Source organism: Rhodobacter capsulatus, assembly GCF_052363175.1.
Taxonomy (GTDB): Bacteria; Pseudomonadota; Alphaproteobacteria; order Rhodobacterales; family Rhodobacteraceae; genus Rhodobacter; species Rhodobacter capsulatus_D.
This window is the reverse complement of the sequence record NZ_CP198946.1, coordinates 164,304-191,115: the sequence shown is the minus strand read 5'-3', so window position 1 is coordinate 191,115 and position 26,812 is coordinate 164,304. Positions and strand designations below refer to the sequence as shown.

Annotated in this window: 28 protein-coding genes and 1 pseudogene; 12 read left to right on the top strand and 17 right to left on the bottom strand. The window is 64.5% G+C overall.

What is annotated here, in order from left to right:
* Nucleotides 1-50 precede the first annotated feature (50 nt).
* From ACTTAI_RS01680 to ACTTAI_RS01665, 4 genes and pseudogenes are all read right to left on the bottom strand, one after another.
* Nucleotides 51-1,286 (bottom strand): saccharopine dehydrogenase family protein, encoded by a 1,236-nt coding sequence (locus ACTTAI_RS01680; protein ID WP_444453789.1) that lies wholly within the window; start codon nt 1,284-1,286, stop codon nt 51-53.
* A 46-nt stretch (nt 1,287-1,332) separates the two neighbouring features.
* Nucleotides 1,333-2,428, bottom strand: a pseudogene (locus tag ACTTAI_RS01675) (carboxynorspermidine decarboxylase).
* Nucleotides 2,429-2,516: 88 nt separating this feature from the next.
* A complete protein-coding gene (locus ACTTAI_RS01670) occupies nt 2,517-3,215 on the bottom strand; it encodes a hypothetical protein (protein ID WP_444453787.1) in 699 nt (232 codons plus the stop codon).
* Nucleotides 3,193-3,474 (bottom strand): hypothetical protein, encoded by a 282-nt coding sequence (locus tag ACTTAI_RS01665; protein WP_444453786.1) that lies wholly within the window; start codon nt 3,472-3,474, stop codon nt 3,193-3,195. Before ACTTAI_RS01665 ends, ACTTAI_RS01670 begins: the two co-directional genes overlap by 23 nt.
* Before the next feature lie 171 nt (nt 3,475-3,645).
* Here ACTTAI_RS01665 and ACTTAI_RS01660 point away from each other — a divergent pair, with 171 nt between their 5' ends.
* The 3 genes from ACTTAI_RS01660 to ACTTAI_RS01650 all read left to right on the top strand — a co-directional run bounded on the left by ACTTAI_RS01660 (nt 3,646) and on the right by ACTTAI_RS01650 (nt 6,003).
* Nucleotides 3,646-4,035: a hypothetical protein gene (locus tag ACTTAI_RS01660; RefSeq protein WP_444453784.1), complete on the top strand. Its 390-nt coding sequence runs from the start codon at nt 3,646-3,648 to the stop codon at nt 4,033-4,035.
* A 106-nt stretch (nt 4,036-4,141) separates the two neighbouring features.
* On the top strand, nt 4,142-4,777 hold the full coding sequence (locus tag ACTTAI_RS01655; RefSeq protein ID WP_444453782.1) for a ribonuclease HII: 636 nt from the start codon (nt 4,142-4,144) through the stop codon (nt 4,775-4,777).
* A gap of 122 nt (nt 4,778-4,899) precedes the next feature.
* Nucleotides 4,900-6,003 carry a site-specific DNA-methyltransferase gene (locus ACTTAI_RS01650; RefSeq protein WP_444453781.1) on the top strand — a complete coding sequence of 368 codons (1,104 nt, stop codon included), beginning with the start codon at nt 4,900-4,902 and terminating at the stop codon, nt 6,001-6,003.
* Between the two features lie 212 nt (nt 6,004-6,215).
* Here the strand turns inward: ACTTAI_RS01650 and ACTTAI_RS01645 are convergent, their stop codons facing one another.
* Genes ACTTAI_RS01645 through ACTTAI_RS01630 form a run of 4 tightly spaced genes read right to left on the bottom strand, consistent with a single transcriptional unit; the run spans nt 6,216 to nt 8,546 of the window.
* On the bottom strand, nt 6,216-6,656 hold the full coding sequence (locus tag ACTTAI_RS01645) for a MarR family winged helix-turn-helix transcriptional regulator (RefSeq protein WP_110804392.1): 441 nt from the start codon (nt 6,654-6,656) through the stop codon (nt 6,216-6,218).
* Nucleotides 6,653-7,483: a carbon-nitrogen hydrolase family protein gene (locus ACTTAI_RS01640; RefSeq protein ID WP_444453778.1), complete on the bottom strand. Its 831-nt coding sequence runs from the start codon at nt 7,481-7,483 to the stop codon at nt 6,653-6,655. Before ACTTAI_RS01640 ends, ACTTAI_RS01645 begins: the two co-directional genes overlap by 4 nt.
* Entirely contained in the window at nt 7,483-7,740 is a 258-nt protein-coding gene (grxC, locus tag ACTTAI_RS01635; protein WP_110804394.1) for a glutaredoxin 3, read from the bottom strand. The genes ACTTAI_RS01640 and grxC overlap by 1 nt, the downstream gene beginning before the upstream one ends.
* Nucleotides 7,741-7,772: 32 nt before the next feature.
* Nucleotides 7,773-8,546 (bottom strand): ComF family protein, encoded by a 774-nt coding sequence (locus ACTTAI_RS01630; RefSeq protein WP_444453776.1) that lies wholly within the window; start codon nt 8,544-8,546, stop codon nt 7,773-7,775.
* Here ACTTAI_RS01630 and ACTTAI_RS01625 point away from each other — a divergent pair.
* Both ACTTAI_RS01625 and hemH read left to right on the top strand, forming a co-directional pair.
* Nucleotides 8,545-9,360, top strand: coding sequence for a methyltransferase domain-containing protein (locus tag ACTTAI_RS01625; RefSeq protein ID WP_444453775.1), 816 nt, complete (start codon nt 8,545-8,547; stop codon nt 9,358-9,360). The genes ACTTAI_RS01630 and ACTTAI_RS01625 overlap by 2 nt on opposite strands.
* 97 nt (nt 9,361-9,457) lie before the next feature.
* Entirely contained in the window at nt 9,458-10,513 is a 1,056-nt protein-coding gene (hemH, locus tag ACTTAI_RS01620) for a ferrochelatase (RefSeq protein ID WP_444453773.1), read from the top strand.
* A gap of 69 nt (nt 10,514-10,582) precedes the next feature.
* Here the strand turns inward: hemH and ACTTAI_RS01615 are convergent, their stop codons facing one another.
* Nucleotides 10,583-11,194 carry a L,D-transpeptidase gene (locus ACTTAI_RS01615; protein ID WP_444453772.1) on the bottom strand — a complete coding sequence of 204 codons (612 nt, stop codon included), beginning with the start codon at nt 11,192-11,194 and terminating at the stop codon, nt 10,583-10,585.
* A 161-nt stretch (nt 11,195-11,355) separates the two neighbouring features.
* Between ACTTAI_RS01615 and ACTTAI_RS01610 the strand changes: the two genes are divergently transcribed.
* Nucleotides 11,356-11,865 (top strand): CAP domain-containing protein, encoded by a 510-nt coding sequence (locus ACTTAI_RS01610; RefSeq protein ID WP_444453770.1) that lies wholly within the window; start codon nt 11,356-11,358, stop codon nt 11,863-11,865.
* Nucleotides 11,866-11,934: 69 nt separating this feature from the next.
* Here the strand turns inward: ACTTAI_RS01610 and ACTTAI_RS01605 are convergent, their stop codons facing one another.
* From ACTTAI_RS01605 to hslO, 6 genes are all read right to left on the bottom strand, one after another.
* Entirely contained in the window at nt 11,935-12,438 is a 504-nt protein-coding gene (locus ACTTAI_RS01605; RefSeq protein WP_444453768.1) for a L,D-transpeptidase family protein, read from the bottom strand.
* An 81-nt stretch (nt 12,439-12,519) separates the two neighbouring features.
* Nucleotides 12,520-13,743 carry a class I SAM-dependent RNA methyltransferase gene (locus tag ACTTAI_RS01600; RefSeq protein ID WP_444453767.1) on the bottom strand — a complete coding sequence of 408 codons (1,224 nt, stop codon included), beginning with the start codon at nt 13,741-13,743 and terminating at the stop codon, nt 12,520-12,522.
* A gap of 51 nt (nt 13,744-13,794) precedes the next feature.
* Nucleotides 13,795-15,642 (bottom strand): ABC transporter ATP-binding protein, encoded by a 1,848-nt coding sequence (locus tag ACTTAI_RS01595; RefSeq protein WP_444453765.1) that lies wholly within the window; start codon nt 15,640-15,642, stop codon nt 13,795-13,797.
* Nucleotides 15,643-15,692: 50 nt separating this feature from the next.
* The gene (locus tag ACTTAI_RS01590) at nt 15,693-16,847 is read right to left on the bottom strand and encodes a CCA tRNA nucleotidyltransferase (protein WP_444453764.1); all 1,155 of its coding nucleotides are present in this window, start codon (nt 16,845-16,847) and stop codon (nt 15,693-15,695) included.
* Nucleotides 16,844-17,437: an NUDIX hydrolase gene (locus tag ACTTAI_RS01585; RefSeq protein WP_444453762.1), complete on the bottom strand. Its 594-nt coding sequence runs from the start codon at nt 17,435-17,437 to the stop codon at nt 16,844-16,846. Before ACTTAI_RS01585 ends, ACTTAI_RS01590 begins: the two co-directional genes overlap by 4 nt.
* Complete coding sequence (gene hslO, locus ACTTAI_RS01580; protein ID WP_444453760.1) at nt 17,430-18,443, bottom strand: Hsp33 family molecular chaperone HslO; 1,014 nt, start codon at nt 18,441-18,443, stop codon at nt 17,430-17,432. Before hslO ends, ACTTAI_RS01585 begins: the two co-directional genes overlap by 8 nt.
* 93 nt (nt 18,444-18,536) lie before the next feature.
* On the opposite strand from hslO, the gene ACTTAI_RS01575 reads away from it, so the two are divergent.
* Nucleotides 18,537-18,980, top strand: a complete 444-nt coding sequence (locus tag ACTTAI_RS01575; protein WP_444453758.1) for an NUDIX hydrolase — start codon at nt 18,537-18,539, stop codon at nt 18,978-18,980.
* A gap of 224 nt (nt 18,981-19,204) precedes the next feature.
* Here the strand turns inward: ACTTAI_RS01575 and ACTTAI_RS01570 are convergent, their stop codons facing one another.
* Nucleotides 19,205-20,512 carry a PP2C family protein-serine/threonine phosphatase gene (locus ACTTAI_RS01570; RefSeq protein WP_444453757.1) on the bottom strand — a complete coding sequence of 436 codons (1,308 nt, stop codon included), beginning with the start codon at nt 20,510-20,512 and terminating at the stop codon, nt 19,205-19,207.
* 128 nt (nt 20,513-20,640) lie between these two features.
* On the opposite strand from ACTTAI_RS01570, the gene ACTTAI_RS01565 reads away from it, so the two are divergent.
* Nucleotides 20,641-20,970: an Hpt domain-containing protein gene (locus tag ACTTAI_RS01565; RefSeq protein ID WP_444453755.1), complete on the top strand. Its 330-nt coding sequence runs from the start codon at nt 20,641-20,643 to the stop codon at nt 20,968-20,970.
* 3 nt (nt 20,971-20,973) lie between these two features.
* Here ACTTAI_RS01565 and ilvA read toward each other — a convergent pair whose 3' ends face one another.
* On the bottom strand, nt 20,974-22,221 hold the full coding sequence (gene ilvA / locus ACTTAI_RS01560; RefSeq protein WP_444453753.1) for a threonine ammonia-lyase IlvA: 1,248 nt from the start codon (nt 22,219-22,221) through the stop codon (nt 20,974-20,976).
* A gap of 180 nt (nt 22,222-22,401) precedes the next feature.
* Here ilvA and ACTTAI_RS01555 point away from each other — a divergent pair, with 180 nt between their 5' ends.
* The 4 genes from ACTTAI_RS01555 (at nt 22,402) to rfbB (ending at nt 26,812) form a co-directional block, all read left to right on the top strand.
* A complete protein-coding gene (locus ACTTAI_RS01555; protein WP_444453751.1) occupies nt 22,402-24,723 on the top strand; it encodes a calcium-binding protein in 2,322 nt (773 codons plus the stop codon).
* Entirely contained in the window at nt 24,614-25,045 is a 432-nt protein-coding gene (locus tag ACTTAI_RS01550; protein ID WP_444455684.1) for a hypothetical protein, read from the top strand. Before ACTTAI_RS01555 ends, ACTTAI_RS01550 begins: the two co-directional genes overlap by 110 nt.
* 69 nt (nt 25,046-25,114) lie before the next feature.
* Nucleotides 25,115-25,678 carry a dTDP-4-dehydrorhamnose 3,5-epimerase gene (gene rfbC, locus ACTTAI_RS01545; RefSeq protein ID WP_444453749.1) on the top strand — a complete coding sequence of 188 codons (564 nt, stop codon included), beginning with the start codon at nt 25,115-25,117 and terminating at the stop codon, nt 25,676-25,678.
* 87 nt (nt 25,679-25,765) lie between these two features.
* Nucleotides 25,766-26,812 (top strand): dTDP-glucose 4,6-dehydratase, encoded by a 1,047-nt coding sequence (rfbB, locus tag ACTTAI_RS01540; RefSeq protein WP_444453748.1) that lies wholly within the window; start codon nt 25,766-25,768, stop codon nt 26,810-26,812.

Sequence of the window (26,812 nt, the reverse complement as noted above, 5' to 3'; positions counted from 1 at the left end):
CAGAACCCCGGGCCGATCCGGCCCGGGGTCGTTGCTCTCTGGTCGGGGCCTCAGATCGGGCGATCTTGCCCGCTGGCGTCGATGACCCGGTTCGGCAGGCCCATCTCGCCCAGAAGTTCGAGGAAGGGCCGCGGCGGCAGCTCTTCGACATTGGCCATCTGGCCCACATCCCAGATGCCCTTGGCGATCAGGATCGCGGCGGCGACCGGCGGCACGCCCGCGGTGTAGGAAATGCCCTGCGAACCGACTTCCTCGTAGGCTTCCTTGTGGTCGGCGACGTTGTAGATGAAGACCTCGGCCGGTTTGCCATCCTTCGTGCCGCGGATCACGTCGCCGATGCAGGTCTTGCCCGTATAATCGGGCGCGAGGCTGGCCGGATCGGGCAGCACGGCTTTCACCACCTTGAGCGGGATCACCTCCAGCCCTTCTGCGGTTTTCACCGGCTTTTCCGAGAGCAGGCCCAGATTCTTCAGCACGGTGAAGACGTTGATGTAGTGATCGCCGAAGCCCATCCAGAAGCGCACATCCGCCTGCGGATAGCGGGCGGACAGCGAATGCACCTCGTCATGGCCGGTGAGGTAAGCTTTCTGCGTGCCGACGACGGGCAGATCCCATTCCTTACCGACTTCGAACATCGTGTTCGTCTGCCACGCGCCCTTCTGCCACGAATAGACCGTGCCGGTGAATTCGCGGAAGTTGATCTCGGGGTCGAAGTTCGTCGCGAACCAGCGGCCGTGGCTGCCGGCGTTGATGTCGACGATGTCGACGCTTTCGATCGTGTCGAGATATTCTTCTTCGGCAAGCCGCACATAGGCGTTCACCACGCCCGGATCGAAGCCGACGCCCAGGATCGCGGTGACACCGGCGGCCTTGCAGGCCTCGCGGCGTTGCCATTCGTAGTTGCCATACCACGGCGGCGCTTCGCAGATCTTCTTCGGATCTTCGTGGATCGCCGTGTCCATATAGGCCACCCCGGTCTCGATGCAGGCTTGCAACACCGTCATGTTGACGAAGGACGAACCGACGTTGATGACGATCTGCACACCGGTCTTGCGGATCAATGCCGCGACCGCCGCCGTGTCCATCGCATCGACGGCATGCGCCTCGAACGTGCCTTGCACCTTCATCGCGTTCTTCTCGTGCACCGAGGCGATGATGGCGTCGCATTTCGCTGTGGTGCGCGATGCGATGTGCAGGTCACCCAGAATGTCGTTGTGTTGCGCGCATTTGTGGGCAACCACCTGCGCGACGCCACCGGCACCGATGATAAGCACGTTCTTCTTCACTTCTTCTGGCTCCTTTCACGAGACAGGGAAGGGGGCGATCAGCCCCTCAGGACAGGGATGAGAGGTAATCCTCGTAGGTGAACTCGCGGATCAGATCGATCTGGCCCGAAGCGCGTTTGATCGCGATCGACGGCATGTTGACGCCGTTGAACCAGTTCTTCTTCACCATGGTGTAGCCTGCCGCGTCCGCAACCGAGATGCGGTCGCCCACCTTCAGGGCCGCGGGAAACCGCGCCTCGCCGAAGATGTCGCCCGCAAGGCAGGACTTGCCGCAGATCTGATAGGCGTGCTCGCCCATCTGCGGCAGCTTCGCGCTTTCGCGGTAGATCAGCAGATCAAGCATATGGGCTTCGATCGAGCTGTCGACGATGGCGAGTTGCTTGCCGTTGTCGAGCAGGTCAAGCACCGTGACTTCAAGCGTCGTCGATTTCGTGATCGAGGCTTCCCCGGGTTCCAGATAGACCTGCACCCCGAAGCGATCCGAGAAGCTTTTCAGCCGCTTGGCCAGATCCTCAAGCGGATAGCCCTCGCCGGTGAAATGGATGCCGCCGCCCAACGAAACCCACTCCAGTTTCTCCAGCAGCGGCGCAAATTCCCGCTCGATCCGGCCCAGCTGGTCATCGAACAGCGCGAAATCGCGGTTCTCGCAGTTGTAGTGGATCATCACGCCGGAAATCAGGTCCGCGACGCCCAGAAGCTTCGTCACGTCCCATTCGCCCAGCCGAGAGAACGGCCGCGCCGGATCGGCCAGATCGAATCCGGAGGTCGAGAACCGCGGATTGAGCCGCACGCCGCGCTTGATGCCGTGCGAGGGTTCGGCAAAGCGGGTCAGCTGACCGACCGAATTGAAGATGATCTTGTCGGCATAGGAACAAGCCTCGTCGATCTCGCGATCCGACCAGGCCACCGAATAGGCATGGGTTTCCTTGCCGAACTTTTCCTTGCCCAGACGCAGCTCGAACAGCGAGCTGGACGTCGTGCCATCCATATGCGGGCGCATGATGTCAAAGGCCGACCATGTGGCAAAGCATTTCAGCGCCAGCAGCGCCTTGGCCCCGGAGGCCTCGCGCAGCAGGTCGATCTTTTTGCAGGTTCTGCAAAAGGGCCGTCTCGTCGATCAGGTAGAAGGGTGTCGGAATCAAGGGCGCCCCCCCGCGCGAAAGTGAAGCCGCGATATAGGACCCCCTCCCCCCCCGCGCAACAGAATTCGCGGATGGGCGAAAAGGGGGGTCAGTCAACCCGCAGCCGCTCTTTCGCTACGCCGAGCGTGTAACCCTTTCGTGAAACATTTCTCACAAGCAGTTCCGAGACGAGCGCATTGCCAAGCGCATCGCGCAGCCGCTTGATCCGCGTCGCGCCCGCCGCTTCCTCGCAATCGGGCTCGGGCCGCCCCGAGATCACCGATTCGATCTTCGACCCGGTCAGCCATTCGTCATCCATCCGCGCCTCGGCCAGAACGGCCAAAGTCTCGATCGCGGCGGGAGTCAGGGTGAACACCATGTCGTTCAGCATCACCGCGTTTTCCGCGCGCAGGATGCGCAGGGACTGCACCTCGATCCCCGCGCGCTGAATCGCACTCATCCGCCGGTTCAGACCCGCGATGATGATCAACAGCACCAAAGCCGCGATCATCAGCACCATCGCAAAGACCAGAAGGATGAAGATGATCACCCGGTAGGATTGCAGCATGTCGGCGAAGGTGTTCGACGAGGACGCCAGCACCTCCAAAAGCCGCAGCTGCGTCGGGTTCGTCAGCACGTCGTTCTGCACGAAGATCTGTTCGACCCGCGCGTCAAAGGCATTGCTGTCGGGCAGCGACAGAAACAGGAAGGCAGCCGCCGCCGAGAGCGCAAGGCCGATCGCCACCACCCCCCAGATCAGCGCCCGCGAGCCGGTCTTCAGCCCCTCAGTAACGGAGGAAGAATGCACCGGAACTGACCTTTCTTTGTTCGAGGCCCTCGGGGCCAAAGACCGAGACGACGGTCAGAAGCGTCCAGCCACCCGACGCCAGCCGCGGCGCCAGTTCCGCTTTGGCGGCTTTCTTGGAACAGGCGGCGTCGGACACCTCCGACACGCCATAGATCAGCCGCAAGGGCGCATCCTGTTTCGCCTTCCAGGAAGCGAAACACTGCGCCTGCGCCGGGGCGGCGGCCAGAACAAGCAAGGTGAGGAGCAGGGTCTTCATCATGGCCGCAGGCTGCCCGCGCAGGCCGCGTTATGCAAGAACCAAAGGCGTTTTCGCGTCTGCTATCCGATAACAAGGGGCTGATATTGCGCTGCGGCGGGGGCCGCCCCATGTTCGGGACAGGCAAACCGCGGGCCCTTGCTGAACCCGGCCCGCATCGAAAGGATCCCTGCCATGACCGCCTTCGCCTTCCCGCGTTTGACCGCTGCCGCGCTTGCCGCTGCCGTCGCGCTGACCGGGATTTCGGCCACGCCTGCAAGTGCCATGAACGACCGGGACCGGGCCGCTCTGGGCCTGATTGTGGGTCTGGGTGTGCTGGCCGCCATCGCCGATAGCAACGACAATTCCCGCGGCCATCGCCCGCCGCCTCCGCCGCGGCGAGATGACCGCGACTATCGCCGCGCCGACGACTGCCGGATCGAGGTCTATTACGACCGCCACGGTCGCCGGGTCGAGGAACGCTCGCCCGGTTGCTGGGACGATGACGGCTATGGCCGCGGCGGCGAACACCGTCGTCCCCATCGTCACCACCGCGACCCGGAGGATTGGAGCTACAGCCGCTGAGCAGGCAGAATACCAACCGGACACGAGAAGCCGGACCGGACTGGCGCGGGGCACCCCCCGCGCCTTTTTCGTTGCGCGGCGGCACGGCAGACGGCACACCGGTCCCATGAGCACCGCACCCGATACCAGTTTCGAACTGGCCGCCCTTGCGCGCGGCTTCACCCGCATCGCTGGCGTCGACGAAGTCGGCCGCGGACCGCTTTGCGGACCGGTCACCGCAGCCGCGGTGGTGCTGGATCTGTCGTGCATCCCGGCGGGGCTGAACGATTCGAAGCAGCTTTCGCACAGACGCCGCGCCGAGCTGGTGGCGCATATCACCGCCACGGCCGAAGTCTCGGTCGCCCATGCCAGCGTCGAAGAGATCGACGCGCTCAACATCCTGCAAGCCAGCCATCTGGCGATGCTCCGCGCGATCTCGGGGCTTGATACCCCGCCCGACCATGTGCTGATCGACGGCAACCGGATGCCCAAGGCGCTCGCGATCAGCGCCGAGACCATCGTGAAGGGCGATGCGCGGTCGGTTTCGATCGCGGCAGCCTCGATCGTGGCCAAGGAAGTGCGCGATGCGCTGATGGTGGATTTGGCGCAACAATACCCCGGCTACGGCTGGGAGAGGAACGCAGGCTACCCGACGAAGGACCATCTGCAGGCGCTTCTAGATTTTGGGGTCACCCCCGTTCATAGGCGTTCGTTCAAGCCCGTGCACAACATCTTGTGCCAAGACATTTCTGTAACCCGTTGATTCAAAAAAGAAATTGACGGCGAATCGTGTTTGACTCATGTTTGTCTCCATAGACCGGCACAAGCTGGCGACCGATGGGCAGCTCTGGTGGGCAAGACCCGAACGGGCAGAATGAGGCATACATGACCAAATCCGAGACGCGGAAGCCGCAGGCGGCGCTTCCGCTCAATGAAATTCTTGCAGGCGACTGCATCGAGGTGATGAACGGCTTGCCCGAGGCAAGCGTCGATCTGATCTTTGCGGACCCACCCTACAACCTGCAATTGCGCGGCGATCTGCATCGCCCCGACAATTCCAAGGTCGATGCGGTGGATGACGCCTGGGACCAGTTCGGCAGCTTCGATCACTACGACAGCTTCACCCGCGACTGGCTGGCGGCGGCGAAGCGCATCCTGAAGCCGAATGGGGCGATCTGGGTGATCGGGTCCTATCACAACGTGTTCCGGCTCGGCGCCGAGTTGCAGAACCAGGGCTTCTGGATCCTCAACGACGTGGTCTGGCGCAAGTCGAACCCGATGCCGAACTTCCGCGGCAAGCGGCTGACCAACGCCCATGAAACGCTGATCTGGGCGTCGAAAGGCGAAGGCGCGAAATACACCTTCAATTACGAGGCGCTGAAAGCGCTGAACGAGGGCATCCAGATGCGCTCGGACTGGGTGCTGCCGATCTGCACCGGCAACGAGCGGCTGAAGGACGATGCGGGCGACAAGGCGCATCCGACGCAAAAGCCGGAAAGCCTGCTGCACCGGATCATTCTGGGCACGACCAATGCGGGCGATGTGGTGCTTGATCCGTTCTTCGGCACCGGCACGACGGGCGCGGTGGCGAAGATGCTGGGCCGCGACTTCATCGGCATCGAGCGCGAGGAAGCCTATCGCGACGCCGCCCGCAAGCGCATCGAGAAGGTCCGCAAATTCGACCGCGAGGCGCTGGAGATCACCGGCTCGAAACGCGCCGAACCGCGCATCCCCTTCGGCCAGCTGGTCGAACGCGGCATGCTGCGCCCGGGCGAAGAGCTGTATTCCATCGGCAATCGCTTCAAGGCGAAGGTCCGCGCCGATGGCACGCTCGTCGGCAATGACGTGAAGGGCTCGATCCATCAGGTCGGCGCCCATCTCGAAGGCGCGCCCAGCTGCAATGGGTGGACCTATTGGCACTTCAAGCGCGACGGCAAGATGGTGCCGATCGACCTGCTGCGCCAGCAGATCCGCGCCGAGATGAACTGACCCAATTCAAGGTTACCGCCGGTGTCTGGACGAAGCGTCCCAAGGCACGACCTTGCCCCGCCGTTCGCTCGGCGGGGCCTTTTTGATTTGAAGTCTGCGTATTTAGGCCAAGAAAAGGGCGTATTTTTCCCAAGAAGAAACCCCTTCGCTTCTTCTTGGCGCAAATACGCTCGGGGGGTGTGGGGGGCGGAAAGCCCCCCCGTTCCGCGGCTTCAGCTTTCCTCGAGCCGCAGCCGCAATTCGCGCAGGACCGGCAAAGCGGCACGGACTTTCTCGGCGCCGATGTCGCGCACGATATCGGCGATGACCGGCATGAAGGAGGTCAGCGCCGCATCCCGCGCCTGCCGCCCGGCGGGCGAGATCGCGACGAACTTGCGCCGCGCGTCGTCCCAGTCGGGGCGGATATGCACATGCCCGGCCCAGACCAGTTTCGACAGCGTGTTGGTCATCGCGCCGCGGGTGACGTGAAAGGTGGCGGCCAGCTGCGCGGGGGTGCGTTCCTCGGCGATATGGGCGAGATGGTTGAGCACCGAGAAATGCGAGATTTCCATCCCTTTCGGCAGCGCCCGGCTGACCACGTTGCGCGCCAGCTGATCGGCCATGAAGACCTCGGCGAAGAGCGCGGCGGCAAGCGGGTCGGTCGGATCGCTCATGGCCCGTCAAACCCGCGGTCATGGGTGATCGAGGGGACGCGGGCGCGGGCCTCGGCAACGCGGGCGAGGTCAAGGTCCACCAGCGCCACCCCGGGCTCAAGGCCGCCATCGGCCAGCACCTCGCCCCAGGGCGCGACGGCAAGGCTGTGGCCATGCGTCCGGCGCGGTTTTCCGGCGTGGGCGGCATGGGTGCCGCATTGCGCGGGGGCGAGCACGAAACAGGTGTTTTCGATCGCCCGTGCCCGGATCAGGCTTTCCCAATGCGCCGCGCCCGTGGTGTCATTGAAGGCCGCGGGCAGGGTCAGGACATTGGCACCCGCCTGCGCGAGCCTGCGGAAGAGCTGCGGAAAGCGCAGGTCGTAGCAGATCGCCATGCCGAGTTTCGCAAAGCCCGCATCGGCCAGCACGGCGCGGGTGCCGGGGCGATAGGCCTCGGATTCGCGATAGCGTTCGGTCGGGCTGACATCGACGTCGAACATGTGGATCTTGTCATAGCGGGCGACGATCTGCCCCGCCGGACCGATCAGGAAGGAGCGGTTGGCAAAGCGGCCGTCAGCATCATGGGTCTTCAGCCCCAGCGAGCCGATCAGCAGCCAGATGCCCAGACGCTCGGCCTCGGCCCGCAGGGCGGCGAGCGTCGCATCGTCTTCTTCGTGCGCCAGAACCGCGCGCTGATGCGCCCGGTCCGAGGACAGAAGATTGGTGCACTCCGGGGTCAGCACGAAGCCCGCCCCGCCCGCCGCGGCCTGTCGGATGAAATCGACCGTCACCGGCAGGTTCGCGGCCGGATCCTCGGTCACCGACAGCTGGACCAGAGCGGCGCGCATCAATCCGCCAGCATCGGGTCAAGCTTGCCCGCCGCATCCAGCGCATGGATGTCGTCGCAGCCGCCGACATGCACGCCGCCGATGAAAATCTGCGGCACGGTATGACGGCCGTTCGCCCGCTCGCGCATCGCCACCCGCAGCGCCGGATCGGCGCCGACATCGGTCTCCTCGAAGGCGACGCCCTTGGTGGTCAAAAGCTCCTTGGCGGCGAGGCAATAGGGGCAAGTGCGGGTGGTGTAGATTTCGACGCGTTTCATGGGGGCTCCTTGTTGGCCCCAACGTAAGGGCTTCAGCCGTCGCGCGCAACGCGGGCCAGCACCGCGACCGAGACCTTGGACGCACCCGCCGCCAAGGCCGCCTCGGCCGTGGCTTCGAGGGTCGAGCCCGAGGTCAGCACGTCGTCGATCAGCAGCAGGTGTTTGCCCTTGATCCGGTCGAGATGTTTCGGCGTCACCGCGATGGCGCCTTCCAGATTGGTCCTCCGCTCGACCCGGGTCATCCCCTCCGTCGCCGCCGTCGGCCGGGTGCGCAGGAACAGATCGGGCACGCAGGCCAGACCGCGTTCGCGCGCCAGCCCCTGCGCCAGCATCGCGGATTGGTTGAACTTGCGCCGCACCAGACGCAACCGATGCAAGGGCACCGGCGCCACCAGCATCTTCGGCCGCAGGATCGGCTCGGCCGCGCGGGCCAGCATCAGCGCCAGCGGCGGCACCAGATCGAGCCGGTCGGCATGTTTCAATTGCAGCACCAGCTTGCGCCCGGTGCCCGCGTAAAGAAAGGCCGCCCGCCCCCGCCCCCAGGGCCGTGGGCTTGCAAGGCAGTCGTCGCACAGCACCGTCTCCGCCGCCTCGCCCGGCAGCGGCAAGCCGCAGCAATCGCAGACAGTGCCCGAAATGAAGCTCGTCTCGCGCCAGCACGGGCCGCACAGGCCGTAATCGGTGCTGACCGCCTCGCCGCAACAGATACAGCGCGGCGGAAACACTGTATGCAGCGCCATGCGCAGGGCGGACCGCACGGCATCTGGCATCTGCGGGCGAACCGCCCTATCTTTCGTCCTGACCATGACACACTCTCCACGACTGACCGACCGCACCGCCCTGACGCGCCACCGTGCCCGTGCCCGATCGCTTGGGCCTGAGCTTTTCCTGCACGAAGACGCTGCCGTCGAACTGCAGGAGAGACTGAACGAGGTTAACAGATCGTTTACGTCTCCGGCTGTGGTGACGAATTTTTCACAACCTTGGCGCGAAATCCTGCCGGGGGCGAAAGTTGTCGCGGACGAGGATCTGCTCGACCTTGCCCCCGAGGCGCATGATCTGATCGTGCATGCGATGTGCCTGCACTGGGCCGATGATCCGGTGGGGCAGATCGTGCAATGCGCCCGGGCGCTGCGGCCCGACGGGCTCTTTATCGCGGTGCTGTTTGGCGGGCAGACGCTGTCCGAGCTGCGCGCGGTTCTGGCCGAGGCCGAGGTTGAAGTGACCGGCGGTCTGTCGCCGCGGGTGCTGCCGATGGGCGAGATCCGCGATCTGGGCGCGCTTTTGCAACGCGCGGGGCTGGCGCTGCCGGTTGCCGACAGCGTGCTGCGCCGGGTCAGCTATGGCGATCCGCTGAAGCTTCTGCGCGATCTGCGGGCGATGGGCGAGACGAATGCGCTGATCGAGCGACGCCGCAGCTTCACCTCGCGCGCGGTGTTGATGCAGGCGCTGTCGCGGTATGTCGCCCATTTCGCCGATGCCGAGGGACAGGTGCGCGCGAGTTTCGACATGGTCTGGCTGACCGGCTGGAAACCGCATGAAAGTCAACAAAAACCCCTTCGGCCGGGCTCGGCTGCTTGTTCCTTGACCGATGTTCTGGGCAAAACGTCGCAGGGGTGACGGTGCTCAATCATTGCACAAGGATATTGTTCAGCTTTTCATTGACCCCAAATGAAAAAGCTATACCTCCGGGACCGGACAGCCAGCAGGACGAGTCATGACGATCGCCAACCGCATCCTTCCGCACGCCCCCGCCGACCACCCGTCGGTGCCGGTTCCGCGTGTCGGCGTGCTGCTTGCGAACCTCGGAACGCCTGACTCCACCGACTACTGGTCGATGCGGCGCTATCTGAACGAATTCCTCTCGGACAAGCGGGTGATCGACTATCCGACCTGGAAATGGCAGCCGCTTCTGCAGCTGATCATCCTGTCGAAACGCCCCTTCACCTCGGGCAACAACTACCGCACGATCTGGAACGAAGAGCGCGACGAAAGCCCGCTGATGACGATCACCCGCGATCAGGTGCGCAAGCTGCGGGCCGCGATCGATAGTCGCTATGGCGCGGGCAATGTGGTGGTTGATTTCTGCATGCGCTACGGCAATCCCTCCACCCGCGACGTGCTGGATGACATGCTGGCGCAGGGGTGCGAGCGCATCCTGTTCCTGCCGCTTTATCCGCAATATGCGGGGGCCACCTCGGCCACGGCGAACGACCAGTTCTTCCGCGCGCTGATGGAGGTCAAGCGTCAGCCCGCTGCCCGCACCGCCCCCGAATATTTCGCCCGCCCGAGTTACATCGAGGCCTTGGCAGCTTCGGTCGAGCGGGTCTATGCGACGCTCGACAAACGCCCCGATGTGCTGGTGGCCTCGTATCACGGGATGCCGAAGCGCTATCACCGCGAAGGCGACCCCTATCACTGCCAATGCCAGAAGACCTCGCGCCTCTTGCGCGAGCGGCTGGGCTGGGGACCGGATTCGATCGACACGACCTTCCAGTCGGTCTTCGGCACCGAGGAATGGCTGCGCCCCTACACGGTCGAGCATGTGGTGCAGTTGGCCGAAGCGGGCAAGAAAAGCATCGCGGTGATTTCGCCCGCCTTTTCCGCCGATTGCATCGAGACGCTGGAAGAAATCAACGGCGAGATCCGCGAGGCGTTCGAACATGCGGGGGGCGAAAGCTTCACCTATGTGCCCTGCCTCAATGACGACGACCTGCATATCGCAGCGCTGCTTGAGGTGGTCGAGGAAAATCTGGCGGGCTGGATCGACTGAACAACAACCGACCACCGGACATGAAAAAGGGGGCCGCTGGCCCCCTTCGTTTTGGCGATGATGCCGGTCTCAGATCAGCACGACCTGCGTGCCGACCTTGGCCAGTTCGTAAAGCTCTTCGACGTGCTGGTTAAAAAGACCGATGCAGCCGTTCGACGACTTGCGGCCGATCTTGCGCGTGTCGTGAGTGCCGTGGATGCGGTAATACTGCCAGCTCAGATACATCGCGCGGGTGCCAAGCGGGTTGTCCGGACCGGCTTCAACGAAATCCGGCCAGTCGGGGTTGCGCTGCTTCATCGAGGGCGTCGGCGACCAGGTCGGGTTCTTCACCTTGCGGATGATTTCGGTCCGGCCGCGACGGGTCAGCTCTTCCGACACCGGCACCGAGGTCGGGTAAAGCTTGTAGATCGACAGGTCTTCAGACCAGAAATGCAGCGCCCGCGAGATCGTGTCTACCAGGATGATGCCATTCGTGGTGTTGGAGAAATAGGGCTTCCAGTCGAGCTCGCGGAAGCTCGAGATGTTGCGCCGCATGTTGGTGTTGGCGTTTTCCTCGTGCTGTTCGAGGCCGGTGTCCGGCAAGGCCTGAGCCAGCACCGCGGGTGCAGCCAGAGAGACCCCGGCAAATGCGGCGGTGCCGAGGAAAGAACGGCGGTCGAGCATCTTGCGCGCATCCGACATGGTGAACTCCGTAGGGCGGGAAACTATTCAGGGCGTCTCCTTAATGCCGCTGCGCTGCATGTGCAAATCAAACCGACGTCATTGTGACGTTTCACGCAACTGTGGGTTTGCGCCGCAGTGCAGAGCAGTGTAAGGGACCGCTCAAACCCCGGGGGAATACCATGATCCGCGCAACCGCCCTGATTATTGCGGCAAGTCTTGCTCTTGTCGGCTGCACCACGTCCGGCGAACAGGTCGGGCCCGATGGCAAACCGCTGCCGAAAATGTATCGCATCTCGAAGAGCGATGCGAAAGAAATCCCGACGCGCGTGCTTGAGGCCGTCAACACGCTGCGTTCTGCCCGCGGCACCGCGCCCGTGGCGCTGAACCCGGCGTTGAACTCGGCGGCGCAACGTCATTCGCGCGACATGGCCGATCAGAACCGGCCGTGGCACTGGGGCTCGGACGGCTCCTCGCCGATCCAGCGCGTGCAGCGCGCGGGCTTCACCGGGCAGTTCTTGGGCGAGAACATCTCCGAGACCTACGAGACCGAGACCGAGACGCTCTCCGCCTGGATGGCGCTGGCCGACACGCGCGACGTGATCCTGAACCCGGCGGCGACGCAGATGGGCTTTTCCTGGTATCAGGAACCCTCGGGCAAGATCTGGTGGACGATGGTCACCGGCCAGTAAGCCGCGCCCCATCCGAAACGAAAAAGGCCCCCGCGGGGGCCTTTTGCATGTCCGGGGATCGGATCTGGATCAGGGGAAGATGAAGATCGGCGTGCCGTTCGGCACCATGGCGAAGATATCCTCGATCTCGGCATCCTCGACCGCGATGCAGCCCGCCGTCCAGTCGCCGCGGGTGCCGCGATACCCGCGCCCCTGCCCGTGGATCATGATGTCGCCACCCGGCTTGCGGCCTTGCGCCTCGGCATAGGCCACATCTTCCTCGTTCGGGTAGGAGACCCGCAAGGACAGATGATAGGCCGAATTCGGGTTGTGCGCCGAGATGTAATAAAGCCCTTCCGGGGTCTTGCCATCGCCCTCGAAGCGCTTTTTGCCGACCGGATTTCCGCCCAGCGCGATCTTGTATTTCGCCACCACATCATTGCCAGAGAACAGGAACATCTTGCGCTTGCGCTTGAAGACCTGGATCTGCGTGACTCGCGGGCCAGAGTAATGCCGGAACTTTGCGGAATCGCCACCGCAAGCTGCCAGAAGGGTGAGACTGGAAAGCCCCAGAAGAAGCGTGCGACGGTTCATGACGTGCCTGTGTGCTGCCGGTATCGTTTGGTGTTATGGTTGCGCCCACCCTAGCAGGAAAATTGGGCGAGCGCGAAGCCCTTACGTCCGCCGAAAGCTTGCCGCAAGCTCGATATGCGCGGAATAGCGGAACTGATCGACCACGATTGCGTGGGTCAGCACGAAGCCCGCCTGCACCAGCCGTTCGGCATCGCGGGCAAAGGTCACCGGGTTGCAGGAGACATAGGTGAGGTTGCGCAGCTTCGAGGCCGCAATCTCGGCCACCTGCGCCTCCGCCCCGGCCCGCGGCGGGTCGATCACCACGGCGTCGAAGCGGTCGATCTCGTCGGGCAGGAGCGGCCGACGGAACAGATCGCGGGCCTCGTGGGTGAGCCGCTTGAGGCCCTGCGCAGTGCGCCAGCCCTTGTCGAGCGCCGTCAGCATCGCGGCCTCGCTTTCGACCGCATGAACCTCGGCCGCGGCGGCCAGCGGCAGGGCAAAGGTGCCACACCCCGCGAACAGATCGGCGATCTTCGAAGCGCCCTCGGTGGACTTGCGCACGAAATCGACCAAGGCGGCCTCGCCCGCGGCGGTCGCTTGCAGGAAGGCCCCGGGCGGCGGGTTGACCCGTGCCGCGCCGAAACTTTGCAGCGCAGGGCGGCGGGCGGCGACGGTATCGGCATCCCAGCTGAGGCGCGCGAAATCATGCCGCTCGGCCAGCCCCGCAAGGGTCTGAAACAGCGCGGGGTCCATCTCCTTGCCGCCCTTGGCCGCGATTTCCAGCCCGGCTTCCGACAGCGTCACCGCAAAGGACATCTCGCCCTTGCGCGAGGAACCCGCCGCGGTCATTTCGTTCAGCGCGGGCAGCACGGCCAGAAGTTCCGGCCGCAGGATCCGGCAGTTCGGCACCTCGACCACCGTATCCGAGGCGCGGGCATGAAAGCCAACGAGCGTGCCCTTTTTGGTCCGTCGCCCGGAAAAGGTGGCGCGACGGCGCGAAAACTCGGGCGAGGTTTCGACGCGCTCGATCTTCACCGCAATGCCCCGCCCGGCGAGCGCGGTTTCGACGACCTGCGCCTTCCAGCCCGCCACGAAGCTGTCGGAGGCATGTTGCAGCAGACACCCCCCGCACGCCCGATACTGCGGACAGGGCGCCTTGATCCGCTCGGGCGAGGGCGTGATGATCGACGGCGTCGCAATGCGACCGTTCTCGACCGTGCCCTCGACCACCTCGCCCGGAAGCGCCATCGCCACATGCACGGTCCCCTCGGGCCCGTGGGCGACGCCATCGGCAAGCAGGGAGAGACGGTCGATGGGGAATGGCATGGGCGGGCTCCTTTGAGCCCCGCTTAGCCGATGGGACCGCGCGGGCCAAGCCTATTGCGCGGCTTCGATGCCAAGCATCTCCTCGGCCTCTTCCTCGTCGGTGCCAAGGAAGCCGCCCGACTGCCGGTTCCAGTAGCGCGCATAAAGCCCGTTCTGCGCCAGCAGTTCGGCATGGCTGCCCTCTTCGACGATCCGACCCTGATCGAGCACGACGATCCGGTCCATCTCGGCAATCGTCGAGAGCCGGTGCGCGATCGCCAAAACCGTCTTGCCCTCCATCACCCGGCGAAGCGCCTTCTGGATCGCGGCCTCCACCTCGCTATCAAGGGCCGAAGTGGCCTCGTCCAGCACCAGAATGGGGGCGTTCTTCAGGAAGGCCCGCGCGAGCGCGATGCGCTGCCGCTGCCCGCCGGAAAGCTTCACCCCGCGTTCGCCCAGCGCCGCATCGTAGCCGGTCTTGCCGGTGTGGTCGACCAGCCCAAGGATGAATTCATGCGCTTCGGCGGCCTCGGCGGCGGCGATCATCTCGGCATCGCTCGCGTCGGGGCGACCGTAAAGAATATTCTCCCGCGCCGAGCGGTTGAACATCGCGGTTTCCTGCGTGACCATCCCGATATTGCGGCGCAGGCTTTCCTGCGTGACTTCGCGCAGGTCGACGCCATCGATCGTCACCGCACCTTTTTCGGTGTCATAGAGCCTGAGCAGCAGCGAGACGAGCGTCGATTTCCCGGCCCCCGAGGCGCCGACGATGCCGATGCGTTCGCCCGGCTTGATCGCCAGATCCACCCCGTCGATGCCACCCTTTTCGCGGCCATAGGCGAAGCTGACGGCCTCGAAACGGACCTCGCCCTTGACCCGGCCCAGCACCTGCGCGCCCGGCGCGTCGGTGATCGCATGGGCGGGGGTCAGGGTGCGCATGCCGTCTTCGACCTCGCCGATGTTCGACCACAGCGCCATCAGCGATTGCGACACCCAGCCCGACATCTGCGCGATCCGCATCGCGACAGCCCCCGCGGCGGCAATGTCGCCGGGCGTCGCGGCGCCCTTGCGCCACATCAGCATCGCCCCGCCAACAAGCAGGATCGGCAACAGGCCCGAGAAGGTGATCTGGCTCAGCCGATACCAGGTGGTGGTGACGCCAAAGCGTTTGGTGGCGGTGCGGAACCCCTCCATCGCGCCCAGCGCCACGCGGTCTTCGTGATCGGCATGGGCGAAGAGCTTCACCGTCTTGATGTTGGTGATCGTGTCGACGACCTGCCCCGTCACCATCGCGCGGGCCGAGGCGCGGGCCTTCGACCGGCCCCGGACATGGGGCAGGAAGGCGCGGATCAACAGCAGATAGAACACCAGCCACAGCGCCAGCGACAGCGCCCCCCAGCCATCGATCCCGGCCAGAAGCACCACCGAGCCGATGATCGAGGCGAGCGCGAAGAAGACCGTGCCGATGATTTCCGACACCACATCCGTCACCGCGCGGGCGGTCTGCATCTGCTTTTGCGCGATGCGGCCGGCGAAGTCGTTGTCGAAGAAGGTGACCGAATGGCCCATCGTCCAGCGATGCAGCCGCGACAGAACCTGCGGCATCACATTCGGCGCCACCAGCATGTTCGTCGTCCAGGTGGACAGGCCAAAGGCCCCCGGCCGGATCACCAGATAGAAGACGATAAAGGCGAAGAGCAGCCACAGATGCTGCCCGGCATAGGTCGCGGGATCGGCGCCGACGACGCTGTCGATGACCAGCCCCAGAAGCCAGGCTGCCCCCACCTCCATCGAGCCTGCCAGCGCCGAAGCCGCCCCGGCAATCCAGACAGCGGGCCAGGCGCCCTTCAGGCACCACCGCAGAAACGGGGTCAGTCGCGAGGGCGGCGGTCCCTCGGCAGGCAGGAAGGCGTCAATCATCGGAGATCCTTTCGCCATCAAATATAGCGGGCGACGGCGAAAGGGAAAGCTCAGCCGTCCGAACCGAGCAGCGCCTCACGCGAAAGCGAGAAGCCCGAGGCGATCCAGCGGCATTCCAGCTCTTTCAGCTTCGCGCCAAGCGCCGGTCCGGCAAGACCGGGCATCAGGTCGGAAGCCGTCACCGGAAAGCGCTGCGCGGCGCCAAAAGCGACTCTGTTCAGGCTGAATTCGGGGATGGCTTGCCCCAGGGACGCACCGCGGATCAAAAGCGCATCGCGGGCGATCTCGGCCCCGTAGCGATAGCCGAGTTCAGCGTCGGACCCCGGATCGCCGAAAGCCTCGCGCAAGCGCTCAAGCTGCCGGGCCTCGGCTTTCGAAAGGCGCAGCTGCGCCGCGACATCGGCGCCGCCCAGAACCGCCAGACGGCGGATCGGATCGGGCGGAAGAGCGGCTTCCAGATGCACGAGCGGTGCCAGAAACTGCGCCTCGGCCCCCGGCAGAACCTGCAACAGCACGCCGCTCGCCTGCATCGCGCAGACGGCGGGCGCGGGATCGGGGGCAGCGAGCAACTTGCGCATCTCATGGCCGATGCGTTCGCGCGAAAGCGTCTCTATTCCGGCAGAAAACGCGGCGCAGGCAGCCAGACCTTCGGCATCCATCCCCTGTTCGGGATCGCCATACCAGGCGGTGAAGCGGAAGAAGCGCAGGATGCGCAGGTAATCCTCGGTGATCCGCTGCGCCGGGTCGCCGACAAAGCGCAGCCTTCGCGCCGCCAGATCGGCCAACCCCTCGCCCAAGGGATCAAGCACCGTGCCATCGGCCGTCGCATAAAGCGCGTTCATGGTGAAATCGCGCCGGGCGGCGTCGTCGTGGATATCGGCCGAAAAGGCGACGGTCGCATGACGGCCAAAGGTCTCGACATCGCGGCGGAAGGTGGTGACCTCGTGCCCGACATGATCGGCGACGACGGTCACCGTGCCATGATCGATCCCCGTCGGCACCGGCTTCAGCCCGGCGGCTTTCGCCAGGTCGATCACCCGCTCGGGCGGGGCATCGGTGGCGATGTCGATATCGGAAACCGGCTGGGACAGAGCCGCATTGCGCACGCAGCCGCCGACCAGAAGCGCCTGATGCCCGCCGCCCGAGAGCATCGCCAGCACCTTCTGCACATGGCTGGCCTGCAGCCAGTCGCCCGCGATCTTCATCGGCCCATCCGGTCGCACAGCGCCCGCAGCATCCGCGCGGTGGCGCCCCAGATGTAATAGGGGCCGAAGGGCGCAACATAGTAATGTCGCATCTTCCCGCGCCAGCGGCGGCTTTCGACCCGAAACCGGCATGACGCAAGATGCGCGAAGGGCACGGTGAAAACCTCGTCCACTTCGGACGGGTCGGAGCGCGGGGTGAACGGCCCAACGAGCCGCGCCAGAACCGGGGTGACCAGAAAACCGGTCACCGTCTCATGCGGTTCGAGCACGCCAAGGATTTCGACGTTTTCGCGCGGCAGGCCGATTTCCTCTTCGGCTTCGCGCAAGGCCGCCGCGACCGGGTCCGCGTCGCCCGGCTCGACCTTGCCGCCCGGAAAGGCGATCTGCCCCGGATGATGGCGCAGATGCGAGGCGCGCTTGGTCAGATAGAGATGCAGTCCCGCAGGCGTCTCTTCGAAGAGGATCAGAACGCCCGCGGGCCGCAGCACGCGCCCCGCGGGCAAGTCTGTCTCCGGATTCAGGTCATAGTCCGACGAAGGCCGCCCCGGCCGCGCCAAAGCGGCACGAAGGGGCGCAAAACCCTCAGCCATCCGCGGCCTCTTTCGGGCTGCCATCGGGGTTCTTCTGCGCCTCGAACCCGAGCGTCAGCGGATCGAAGACATAATGGGCACCGCAGAACTGGCAATCGGCGGTCACGGTGTTGTCCGCCGTCGTCATGTGCCGGATGTCGCGCGCCGAATAGATCGACAGGCTGGTGCGCACCCGATCTTCCGAACAGGTGCAGCCGAACCGGACCGGCGTCGGATCATAGACGCGCGGCACTTCCTCGTTGAAGAGCCGCACCAGCAGGTTCGTCAGCCCGACCGAGGGGCCGATCAGCTCCATCGTCTCGACCGTGTCGAGCAGCACATTGGCGCGGGTCCAGTTCTCGTCCTCGGCCCCGGCCAGAATGTCGGCGTGGCGCAGCAGCCCCCCCTCGCCCGAGCCTTCGCGCGCGGTGATCGGCGACGACGGCATCATCTGCAGCATCACCCCGCCGGCCCGCCAGCGCTCGGCCTGACCCGCCTCGGTCGAGCGGCCGTAGGCCAGCTGGAAGCGGGTCGGCAGCTGTTCGGACTGGGCAAAATAGGTCTCGGCACAGGCCGAGAGCGAGCCACCGGCCAAGGGCGTCATGCCCTGATAGGGCAAAGTCCCCTCGCCCTGATCGATCAGCACAGCCAGATAGCCCTCGCCGATCTGGCTGAAGGCATCGGCGCTTTCGTCAAGCCGCGCGGGGTCGAAGCTGGCCCAGGCGCGAATGCGACCGGAGGCCCCCTCTTCGGTGGGCGCGTAATAGTCGGTCGCCAGAATGCGGATCGGCCCCTTGCCGCGGACCTGCAGCGAGAGCTTCCAGCGCAGCTTCATCGTCTGCCCGATCAGCGCCGTCAGCAGGGCGATTTCGGCGACCAGACCCTCGACGATGGCCGGGTAATCGTGCTGGCGCAGCACGTCTTCCAGCACGCCATCAAGGCGGGCGATACGGCCGCGCACATCCGAGCGGTCGAGTTGGAACGGCAGGACGGTATCGTCCCAAGCGATTTGCGAAAGCGGTGTCATCTGGTTCCCGGGGGTTTTCGAGCAGCCCTTGGGCTGGCATACCGTGCCTATATAGGCGGGGCAACCGGTTCCCCCAACAGAGGATGTGCGAAAATGCGGCGGTTCGGTGAACGGGTGGTCTCGGGGCAGCGCTACAAGCAGCGGCCGGGGGCCTATGCGGTGCTGGTGCAGGGCAACCGGTTCCTGCTGACCCATCAGGCCGAGCCGAAGCCCGAGTTCCAGCTGCCCGGCGGCGGCATCGACCCCGGCGAGGGGCCGCTGACCGCCCTGAACCGCGAGGTCTACGAGGAGACCGGCTGGTCGATCACCGGCCATCGGCGTCTGGGGGCCTATCGGCGCTTCACCTTCATGCCGGAATACAACCTGTGGGCCGAGAAGATCTGCCACGTCTACATGGCGCGTCCGGCGCTGCGGCTGGGGCCGCCAACCGAATCTGGACATGTCGCGCATTGGATGTCGGGACGCGAGGCTCTGGCCGCGCTCGACAACACCGGCGACCGGCACTTTTTGGCCAAGGTCCTACAAAATATGGGCTAACCGCTACGTTTTCTCTGCATCAGCTGATCGCGAAACCGCCCGTTGTTTCCGCCTCAATATTTATGACCAGCCCTTGTGCCCCTTCGGGGTATTCGGATTTCAAAAGTGATCCTCCGGTCGCAAAAGCCGGATCATATTCGAGCCTAAGCCGCAAGACGGGCAATGTCAGTCGAGTTTGCCACGGTCAGGCCGCTCGACAAACCGCGCGAGGCCCTGCGGGAGCCTTAACCGACGTTTTCCTTGGCGCCGTCGAATTCGAACAGCACCGCCGAGACGTCATCGGAGAGGTTGTCCGACGTCATACGCTGCAATTCCCAGTACAGCGCATTGAGAAAGGCCGGGCCGCGCAGCAATTGCAGCCGGTTGAGCAGCATCGCCAACCCATCTTCGCCGATCTGCGGGCGGCGCGGCGGTTCGGCCTCGGTGATGCCATCCGAGCCGAGAAAAAGCCGGTCGCCGGGGGCAAGCTTGGTGGTCACCGTCTCGTATTGCGCCCCCTCGATCAGCCCGACGGGCAGGCCGCCATCGCCGAGAAACTCGACCGAGCCATCGGCGCGCAGCACCGCCGGATGCGGATGGCCCGCCTGCACCAGCGCCACCTTGCCGGAAATCAGGTCCACATCGGCATAGATCAGGGTGAAATAGCTGTCGGTCTGCATTTCCTCGAGCACGAGGGTATTCAGATAGGCCGCCAGATCGGCCGGGTCGCGGCCGTCGTAAAAGCCGAATTCGGTCTGGATCAGCGCAATGTTCTGCTCGGGCGAGGTGCCCGACAGATAGCCCGCCAGCCGCGCCGTCATCAGCGCCGAGGTGATGCCATGCCCCGACACGTCGATGCCGTAAAGCCCGACGCGGCGGATGTTGATCGGGAAGAACCCCACCAGATCGCCACCGACATGGCCCGAAGGCCGCAGCGTCAGCGAGACCTGCGCATTGCCGAAACTGCGGTGGCGTTCCTTGACCAGACTTTGCTGCAGCTTGCAGGCTTCGACCAGATCGCGGTTGATCGAATCGTAAAGCGACTGCAACTCGCCCAGCGCCGAGGAGAGCTGACGGTTCTTCTCCTTCATCGCATGTTCCATCGTCAGAATGCGCTCGCCCGCCGTCAGCCGGGCCCGCAGCTCGTCACCATTCACCGGCTTGGCCAGAAAATCGTCGGCGCCGCTTTGCAGCCCCTCGGCCACATCGTGCTTTTCCGTCTTCGAGGTCAGAAGGATGAAATAGCCATATCCTTCGCGCGGCATGGTGCGGAACTGCTGGCAGAATTCGATCCCCGACATGCCGGGCATCATCCAGTCGGAGAGCACGAAATCAGGTTCGATCTGACTGCAAATCTCCAGCGCCTCTTCCGCCGTGCCCGCCTCCAGCACCTCATAGCCCGACCGCGACAATTGCGCGGACAGGATGCGGCGCTGCATCTTGCTGTCATCCACGACCAGCACCCGACGCGGCACCGCATCGGATTGTGCAACAGAGGTCGGGTCTTGACGGTCGGAAATCGGATCGGTCACGGGCTCACCGGAACTATGCATGGCGCACTGTCCGTGATCGGACTTAAGAACTGGTGAATCCCAGTAATGCTGCCGGGGGTTAAGTCTTCCGCAAGAAATGCGCCGTAGCCTCGCCCTGTGGTGAAGAAATGGGCTCCGTGGAGGGCAAGATGATCGATTGGGAACGGGTCGCCGAGTTGCGATCCGAAATCGGCGCCGAAGGGTTTGCCGAAGTGTTGGAGCTTTTCCTCGATGAAGTCGAGAATGTGGTGATGAATCTCGGTCGTCGCCCTGAAAAATTGGGCGAAGAGCTGCATTTCCTCAAAGGTTCGGCCTGGAATCTGGGGTTCCGTGCCTTCGGCGCCATCTGTCAGGACGGCGAACGCCGCTGCGCCGCGGGCAATGCCGCGACGGTCGACATTCCCGCCGTGCTCGATTGCTATGGCCGGTCGAAGGATATCTTCATGGGGCGAGTCGACGAATTCCTGTCGGCGGCCTGAGGCTCAGATCAGGAATTCGGCGATCGCGGAATCATCGGTGATGTCGCGGTAATCAAATCCCGCGGCATCCAGTTTCTGCGTCAACGCATCGAACGCGTCGGCCTGCTTCGTCTCGATGCCAATCAGCACCGAGCCGAAGTTGCGGGCGGATTTCTTCAGATATTCGAACCGCGCGATGTCGTCCTCGGGGCCGAGCATCGACAGGAATTCCCGCAGCGCCCCCGGCCGCTGCGGCATCCGCAGGATGAAATACTTCTTCAGACCCGAATAGCGCTGCGCCCGTTCCTTGACCTCGGGCAGCCGCTCGAAGTCGAAATTGCCCCCTGAGGTCAGACAGACCACGGTCTTGCCGCGGATCTCCTCGGCCAGTTCGGGCAGCACGTTCAGCGCCAGCGCCCCGGCCGGTTCCAGCACGATGCCCTCGTGGTTCAGCATCTCGAGCATGGTCAGGCAGATGCGATCCTCGGGCGCGAGCAGGATCTCGGCGGGGGTCACCCAGTCGAGCGCCGCAAGCGGCAGCGCCCCGATCCGGGCCACGGCCGCGCCATCGACGAAGCTGTTCACATGTTTCAGCGTCACCGGCTCGCCCGCGGCCACCGCGGCGGTCAGACTGGCACCGCCCAAAGGTTCGACGAAGCGATACTGCGTCTGCGGCGCCGTCGCGCGCAGATAGCCCGTGACGCCCGCCGACAGGCCACCGCCACCGACCGGCAGGATCACCAGATCGGGCGCCTTGCCGAGCTGATCGAGGATCTCGACCCCGACCGAGGCCTGGCCTTCGATCACATTCTCATCGTCGAAGGGCGACAGGAAATGCGCCCCCACCTCGGCGCAGAATTTCTGCGACGCCGCCAGCGTCTGATCGAAATAATCGCCCGTCAGCACGATCTCGACCGCATCGCCGCCAAAGGTGCGGGTCTTGTCGATCTTCTGCTGCGGCGTCGTCACCGGCATGAAGATCGTCCCCCGCACGCCGAAATGGCGGCAGGCAAAGGCGACGCCCTGCGCATGGTTGCCCGCGCTGGCACAGACGAACTGCCGTGCCTCGGGGTTGACCTCCAGCAGCTTGCGCATCGCGGTGAAGGCGCCGCGCAGCTTGTAGCTGCGCACAGGCGTCAGATCCTCGCGCTTGAGCCAGATATCGGCCTCGTAGCGTTTGGACAGGAACTCGTTGCGCTGCAGCGGCGTCGGCTCGAAGAGCGTGCGCAGGGCGCGGGTGGCGGCAAGGGCGGCAAGGGCAAACTGGGTCATGTGCCGATTAGACCCGTCGCTTGCGCTTTGGCAAGCACCGAACGCGCAGCGCGGCGAGGCGCCTGAGCGGGGGAGCCGCACCAAATTCGGTAAAACTCTACGCAATTTCGAAACAATCATGCCGCGACGGCGCGGATTGTTTCCGTTATGTTCCCAATATGCTCACAGAGAGGTTACACGATGCGGATCGAGTTTTCGAGACGTTTCGAGTCTGGTTTTTCTTTGCTCGACACGAATATCGAACGGCTCGAGATCACCGTGACGGACTCGGGAACGTTCCTCTACAGCTCGACCGGCAGCAATGGCGGCATCCTCGCCTGGCGGGTCGATGGCGGCGCCGTGCCCGGCGTCGTTGACAGTTTCTACTTCCCGGGCAGCCTTGCCTCGATGATGACACTGGATCTGTCCTGGGCCACGTTCAACGGTTACACCCGGATCATCTTCGGCGTCACCCAGGGCGGGGATCTCTTGAGCAGCAATTCCGCGGGCCCCGGCAATCTTGACCGGCAGACGACGGTGCGGCTCGACGATGCGCATTCGCCCTGGCTGCAAAACGGGCTGCTGACGGCGGAAATCGCCAGCGGCGCCGACATGATCTATGTGGCCGATGCGATCAGCGGGGCGCTGAACGGCTATGCGATCGACCGCGACGGCATCCCGCGCTGGGTTTCGGCCACGGCAAGCCCCTCGGGCGCGGCTTCGGCGACACAGGTGCTGCTCGACCGGGTGAACGTCGGCGGCACGGAATTCCTGCTGCGCGCCGATGGCAGTTTCGATGGCGTCGCCAGCTACACGATCAGCGCGACCGGGACGCTGCTGCAGGTCGGATCGCTTGGCGCCGCGAACGGGCTTGGCATCAATGATCCCACCGCGATGACCACGGTCAGCGCTTTTGGCAAAACCTTCGTGCTGCTTGGCGCAGGCGGCAGCAGCACGATTTCGGTGATGGAGCTGACGGCGACCGGCAGCCTGCGCCCGACCGATCATCTGCTCGACACGCTCGAGAGCCGGTTCGGCACGCTGACCGTGCTGAAGGCACTCAAGGCCGAGGGGCGGGTCTTCGTGGTCGCGGGTGGCGGCGATGACGGGCTGACGCTGTTCACGCTTCTGCCCGATGGCCGTCTGGTGCAACTGCAAGTGCTGGAACAGGGGCCGGGCCTCGGGCTCGAAAACATCACCGCGCTGGAGATGACGGTGGTGGGCACCGAAATCCGGCTTTTTGTCTCCTCGGGCAGCACAACGGGGATGAGCCTCTTGCGCATCGACCTTGGCGATCTCGGCACAACCGTGAACGGCACCAACACCGGCAACCTGCGACGGGACGGATCGGGGGGCGATGATCTGCTGATCGCGAACACCGCCGGCCAGGATACGCTGATGGGCCTCGCGGGCGAGGATGTGCTGGTCTCGGGGCCGGGCAGCACCCAGATGTTCGGCGGCGATGGCAACGACGTCTTCGTGATCCGCAGCTCGGGCAACCGGCAATATGTGATGGATTTCACTCCCGGCGACCGCATCGACCTGAGCGGCCTGCCGATGCTGCATTCGACCGCGCAACTGACGGCGAAAGCGACCAGCCGCGGCATCCTGCTGACCTACTTCGGCACCGAGATCGAGATCGTTTCCAGCACTGGCCAACCGCTCGCGCTGACCGACATCTGGGCCGGGCTCGGCTTCGGTCTGGCCGACCGGGTGATCATGCTGGGGGAAGTCGCTGGCGAACGGCGGCAGGCCGGTCAGAACGGTGGCGTGCTTGAAGGCACGATCGGCCGCGACACCTTGCTGGGAGGCGTGGGAAACGACACGATCTTCGGCCTTGACTCAAGCGACCAGATCCGCGGCGACAGCGGGCGCGATGTCATCTTCGGGGGCAGCGGTGATGACACGATCCTTGGCAATGGGGGCAATGACAGCATCGAGGGGGGCAGCGGCCGGAACAGCATGAACGGTGGTGGCGGCGATGACACGCTGATCGGCGGCGATGCCGACGATGTGCTCTATGGCTGGGTGAACGCAGATTCCCTTGTCGGCAATGTCGGCAATGACACGCTGATCGGCGATGCCGGGGCAGATACGCTGCAGGCCGGAGCGGGCAACGACCTCATGGATGGTGGCAGCGAGAATGATGCCATCTCGGCCGGGGCGGGCAATGACCGATGCAACGGATCGCTGGGCGATGACACGCTCAAGGGGGGGGGGGCGGGCGATGACACGCTCAAGGGCGGCGCGGGCAACGATCTTCTGTCCGACGAGAGTGGCATCAATGTGATCGACGCGGGCGCGGGCGCCGATACCGTTCTGGGCGGATCTGGGGCGGACAGGATCATCGGCGGTGCGGACGACAGCCTGACCGGGGATCTGGCAGACAGCCTGTCGGGCGGCGACGGCGACGATCGGATCTGGGGCGGGGCGGGGGCGGATACGCTTCTGGGGGGGACCGGGCAACGACACACTGCGCGGCGGCAGCGGGGCGGATCTTCTGAAAGGCGGCGCGGGCAGTGATGTGCTTTATGGTGATGGCGATAATGACACGCTGACCGGTGGGCCGGGCAACGACCTCTTCCTGCATGATGGCCGCAAGGCTTGGGGCACGGACTGGATCACCGATTACACGGCCCAGGACACACTGGTCTTTCTGGGACAAGCGGCCAAGCTCTCCAGTTTCGGACTCCGATGGGTGACCCTTGGCGGCGATGATGCCGTGCGCGACGTGCAAATCCTCTACCGCCCCACCGGTGAAGCGATCTGGACGGTAATCGATGCCGAAAGCCTGGACCGCCTGGCCCTGCGGATCGATGACACGACGCATTACTTTCTGGTGTAACGCACCGGGTGACTTTGCGCCGGGCAGTTGTTAAGCAAACGCGGAACCCCAGCTGCAACGAGGACCGCGATGCTCGTCGAAGACACGCCGCTTGCCGGTGTCAAACTCATCACCCCGCGCCGCTTCGGCGATCACCGGGGTTTCTTCTCCGAAAGCTACTCGGCCAAGGCGCTGGCCGAGCATGGCATCGACACCGTCTTCGTGCAGGACAACCATTCGCTGTCGATGACGGTGGGCACGATCCGCGGCCTGCATTTCCAGAACCCGCCGCATGCGCAGGACAAACTGGTGCGCTGCGGCAAGGGCTGCCTGTTCGATGTCGCGGTCGATATCCGCAAGGGCTCGCCCACCTACGGGCACTGGTTCGGCGCCGAGCTGAGCTTTGAAAATGGCCGTCAGCTGCTGATCCCCAAGGGCTTCGCGCATGGTTTCGTCACCCGCCTGCCGGAAACCGAGATCATCTACAAATGCTCGGACTACTACCACCCGGAAACCGAAGGCGCGCTGATCTGGAACGATCCGGATATCGGCATCGACTGGGGCATGGGCGATTTGGAGCCGGTGCTCTCGGCCAAGGATGCGGTGGCGGGCCGGATTGCCGATTTCGACAGCGCCTTCAGCTGGCTGGGCTGAGGTCAAGCGCCGCAACTGCAATGCTCAGTTGTCCTTTGCAGTTGCGGCAAGTAAGCCTGTTTCAGACCAGAAGAAATGGAATTTGCCATGAAGATTCTCGTGACCGGAGGGGCGGGGTTCATCGGCTCCGCCGTGGTGCGTCTGGCGATCGCGCGCGGTCATGCCGTCGTCAACGTCGACGCGCTGACCTATGCCGCCTGCCTCGACAATGTCGCCTCGGTGGCCTCCTCGCCGCTTTATGCCTTCGAGCAGGCCGACATCCGGAATGGCGCTGCGATCGCGGCAATCCTTGATCGGCATCAGCCCGATGCGGTGATGCATCTGGCAGCCGAAAGCCATGTTGACCGCTCGATCGACGGGCCGGGCGTCTTCATCGAGACGAACGTGATGGGCACCTATCAGATGCTGCAGGCCGCCCGGCAGTATTGGGAAGGCCGCGGCCGCCCCGAGACCTTCCGCTTCCATCACATCTCGACCGACGAAGTCTTCGGCTCGCTGCCGCATGATCCGCAGGTGAAATTCACCGAGGATACGCCCTACGATCCGCGCAGCCCCTATTCGGCGTCGAAGGCGGGTTCGGATCACCTCGTCCGCGCTTGGCACGAGACCTATGGCCTGCCGGTCGTGCTGACGAATTGCTCGAACAACTATGGCCCGTTCCATTTCCCCGAAAAGCTGATCCCGGTGATCATCCTGAATGCGCTGGCGGGCAAGGCGCTGCCGATCTATGGCGACGGATCGAATATCCGCGACTGGCTTTATGTCGAGGATCACGCCGATGCGTTGTTGACCGTGGTCGCAAAGGGCCAGGTCGGGCGCAGCTACAACATCGGCGGCGAGAACGAGCGCACGAACCTCGAACTGGTGCGCACGCTCTGCGAGATCCTTGACCGGAAGCAACCGAAGGCCTCGGGCAGCTATGCCGATCAGATCACCTTCGTCACCGACCGGCCGGGCCATGACGCGCGCTATGCGATCGATCCGACGCGGATCCGGGCCGAACTGGGCTGGCGCCCCTCGGTGACGGTCGAAGAGGGGCTTGAACGCACCGTCGACTGGTATCTGGCAAATGAAAGCTGGTGGCGGCCGCTGCAAGAGCGCGACGGCGTCGGCAAACGGCTGGGGAAAGGGTAA

Excerpts from the sequence above, each read along its gene's own strand:
- ACTTAI_RS01665 (WP_444453786.1), bottom strand. The coding sequence starts at position 3,474 with ATGATGAAGACCCTGCTCCTCACCTTGCTTGTTCTGGCCGCCGCCCCG.
- ACTTAI_RS01660 (WP_444453784.1), top strand. The coding sequence starts at position 3,646 with ATGACCGCCTTCGCCTTCCCGCGTTTGACCGCTGCCGCGCTTGCCGCT.
- ACTTAI_RS01655 (WP_444453782.1), top strand. The coding sequence starts at position 4,142 with ATGAGCACCGCACCCGATACCAGTTTCGAACTGGCCGCCCTTGCGCGC.
- ACTTAI_RS01650 (WP_444453781.1), top strand. The coding sequence starts at position 4,900 with ATGACCAAATCCGAGACGCGGAAGCCGCAGGCGGCGCTTCCGCTCAAT.
- ACTTAI_RS01645 (WP_110804392.1), bottom strand. The coding sequence starts at position 6,656 with ATGAGCGATCCGACCGACCCGCTTGCCGCCGCGCTCTTCGCCGAGGTC.
- ACTTAI_RS01640 (WP_444453778.1), bottom strand. The coding sequence starts at position 7,483 with ATGCGCGCCGCTCTGGTCCAGCTGTCGGTGACCGAGGATCCGGCCGCG.
- grxC (WP_110804394.1), bottom strand. The coding sequence starts at position 7,740 with ATGAAACGCGTCGAAATCTACACCACCCGCACTTGCCCCTATTGCCTC.
- ACTTAI_RS01625 (WP_444453775.1), top strand. The coding sequence starts at position 8,545 with ATGACACACTCTCCACGACTGACCGACCGCACCGCCCTGACGCGCCAC.
- ACTTAI_RS01630 (WP_444453776.1), bottom strand. The coding sequence starts at position 8,546 with ATGGTCAGGACGAAAGATAGGGCGGTTCGCCCGCAGATGCCAGATGCC.
- hemH (WP_444453773.1), top strand. The coding sequence starts at position 9,458 with ATGACGATCGCCAACCGCATCCTTCCGCACGCCCCCGCCGACCACCCG.
- ACTTAI_RS01615 (WP_444453772.1), bottom strand. The coding sequence starts at position 11,194 with ATGTCGGATGCGCGCAAGATGCTCGACCGCCGTTCTTTCCTCGGCACC.
- ACTTAI_RS01610 (WP_444453770.1), top strand. The coding sequence starts at position 11,356 with ATGATCCGCGCAACCGCCCTGATTATTGCGGCAAGTCTTGCTCTTGTC.
- ACTTAI_RS01605 (WP_444453768.1), bottom strand. The coding sequence starts at position 12,438 with ATGAACCGTCGCACGCTTCTTCTGGGGCTTTCCAGTCTCACCCTTCTG.
- ACTTAI_RS01600 (WP_444453767.1), bottom strand. The coding sequence starts at position 13,743 with ATGCCATTCCCCATCGACCGTCTCTCCCTGCTTGCCGATGGCGTCGCC.
- ACTTAI_RS01595 (WP_444453765.1), bottom strand. The coding sequence starts at position 15,642 with ATGATTGACGCCTTCCTGCCTGCCGAGGGACCGCCGCCCTCGCGACTG.
- ACTTAI_RS01590 (WP_444453764.1), bottom strand. The coding sequence starts at position 16,847 with ATGAAGATCGCGGGCGACTGGCTGCAGGCCAGCCATGTGCAGAAGGTG.
- ACTTAI_RS01585 (WP_444453762.1), bottom strand. The coding sequence starts at position 17,437 with ATGGCTGAGGGTTTTGCGCCCCTTCGTGCCGCTTTGGCGCGGCCGGGG.
- hslO (WP_444453760.1), bottom strand. The coding sequence starts at position 18,443 with ATGACACCGCTTTCGCAAATCGCTTGGGACGATACCGTCCTGCCGTTC.
- ACTTAI_RS01575 (WP_444453758.1), top strand. The coding sequence starts at position 18,537 with ATGCGGCGGTTCGGTGAACGGGTGGTCTCGGGGCAGCGCTACAAGCAG.
- ACTTAI_RS01570 (WP_444453757.1), bottom strand. The coding sequence starts at position 20,512 with ATGCATAGTTCCGGTGAGCCCGTGACCGATCCGATTTCCGACCGTCAA.
- ACTTAI_RS01565 (WP_444453755.1), top strand. The coding sequence starts at position 20,641 with ATGATCGATTGGGAACGGGTCGCCGAGTTGCGATCCGAAATCGGCGCC.
- ilvA (WP_444453753.1), bottom strand. The coding sequence starts at position 22,221 with ATGACCCAGTTTGCCCTTGCCGCCCTTGCCGCCACCCGCGCCCTGCGC.
- ACTTAI_RS01555 (WP_444453751.1), top strand. The coding sequence starts at position 22,402 with ATGCGGATCGAGTTTTCGAGACGTTTCGAGTCTGGTTTTTCTTTGCTC.
- rfbC (WP_444453749.1), top strand. The coding sequence starts at position 25,115 with ATGCTCGTCGAAGACACGCCGCTTGCCGGTGTCAAACTCATCACCCCG.
- rfbB (WP_444453748.1), top strand. The coding sequence starts at position 25,766 with ATGAAGATTCTCGTGACCGGAGGGGCGGGGTTCATCGGCTCCGCCGTG.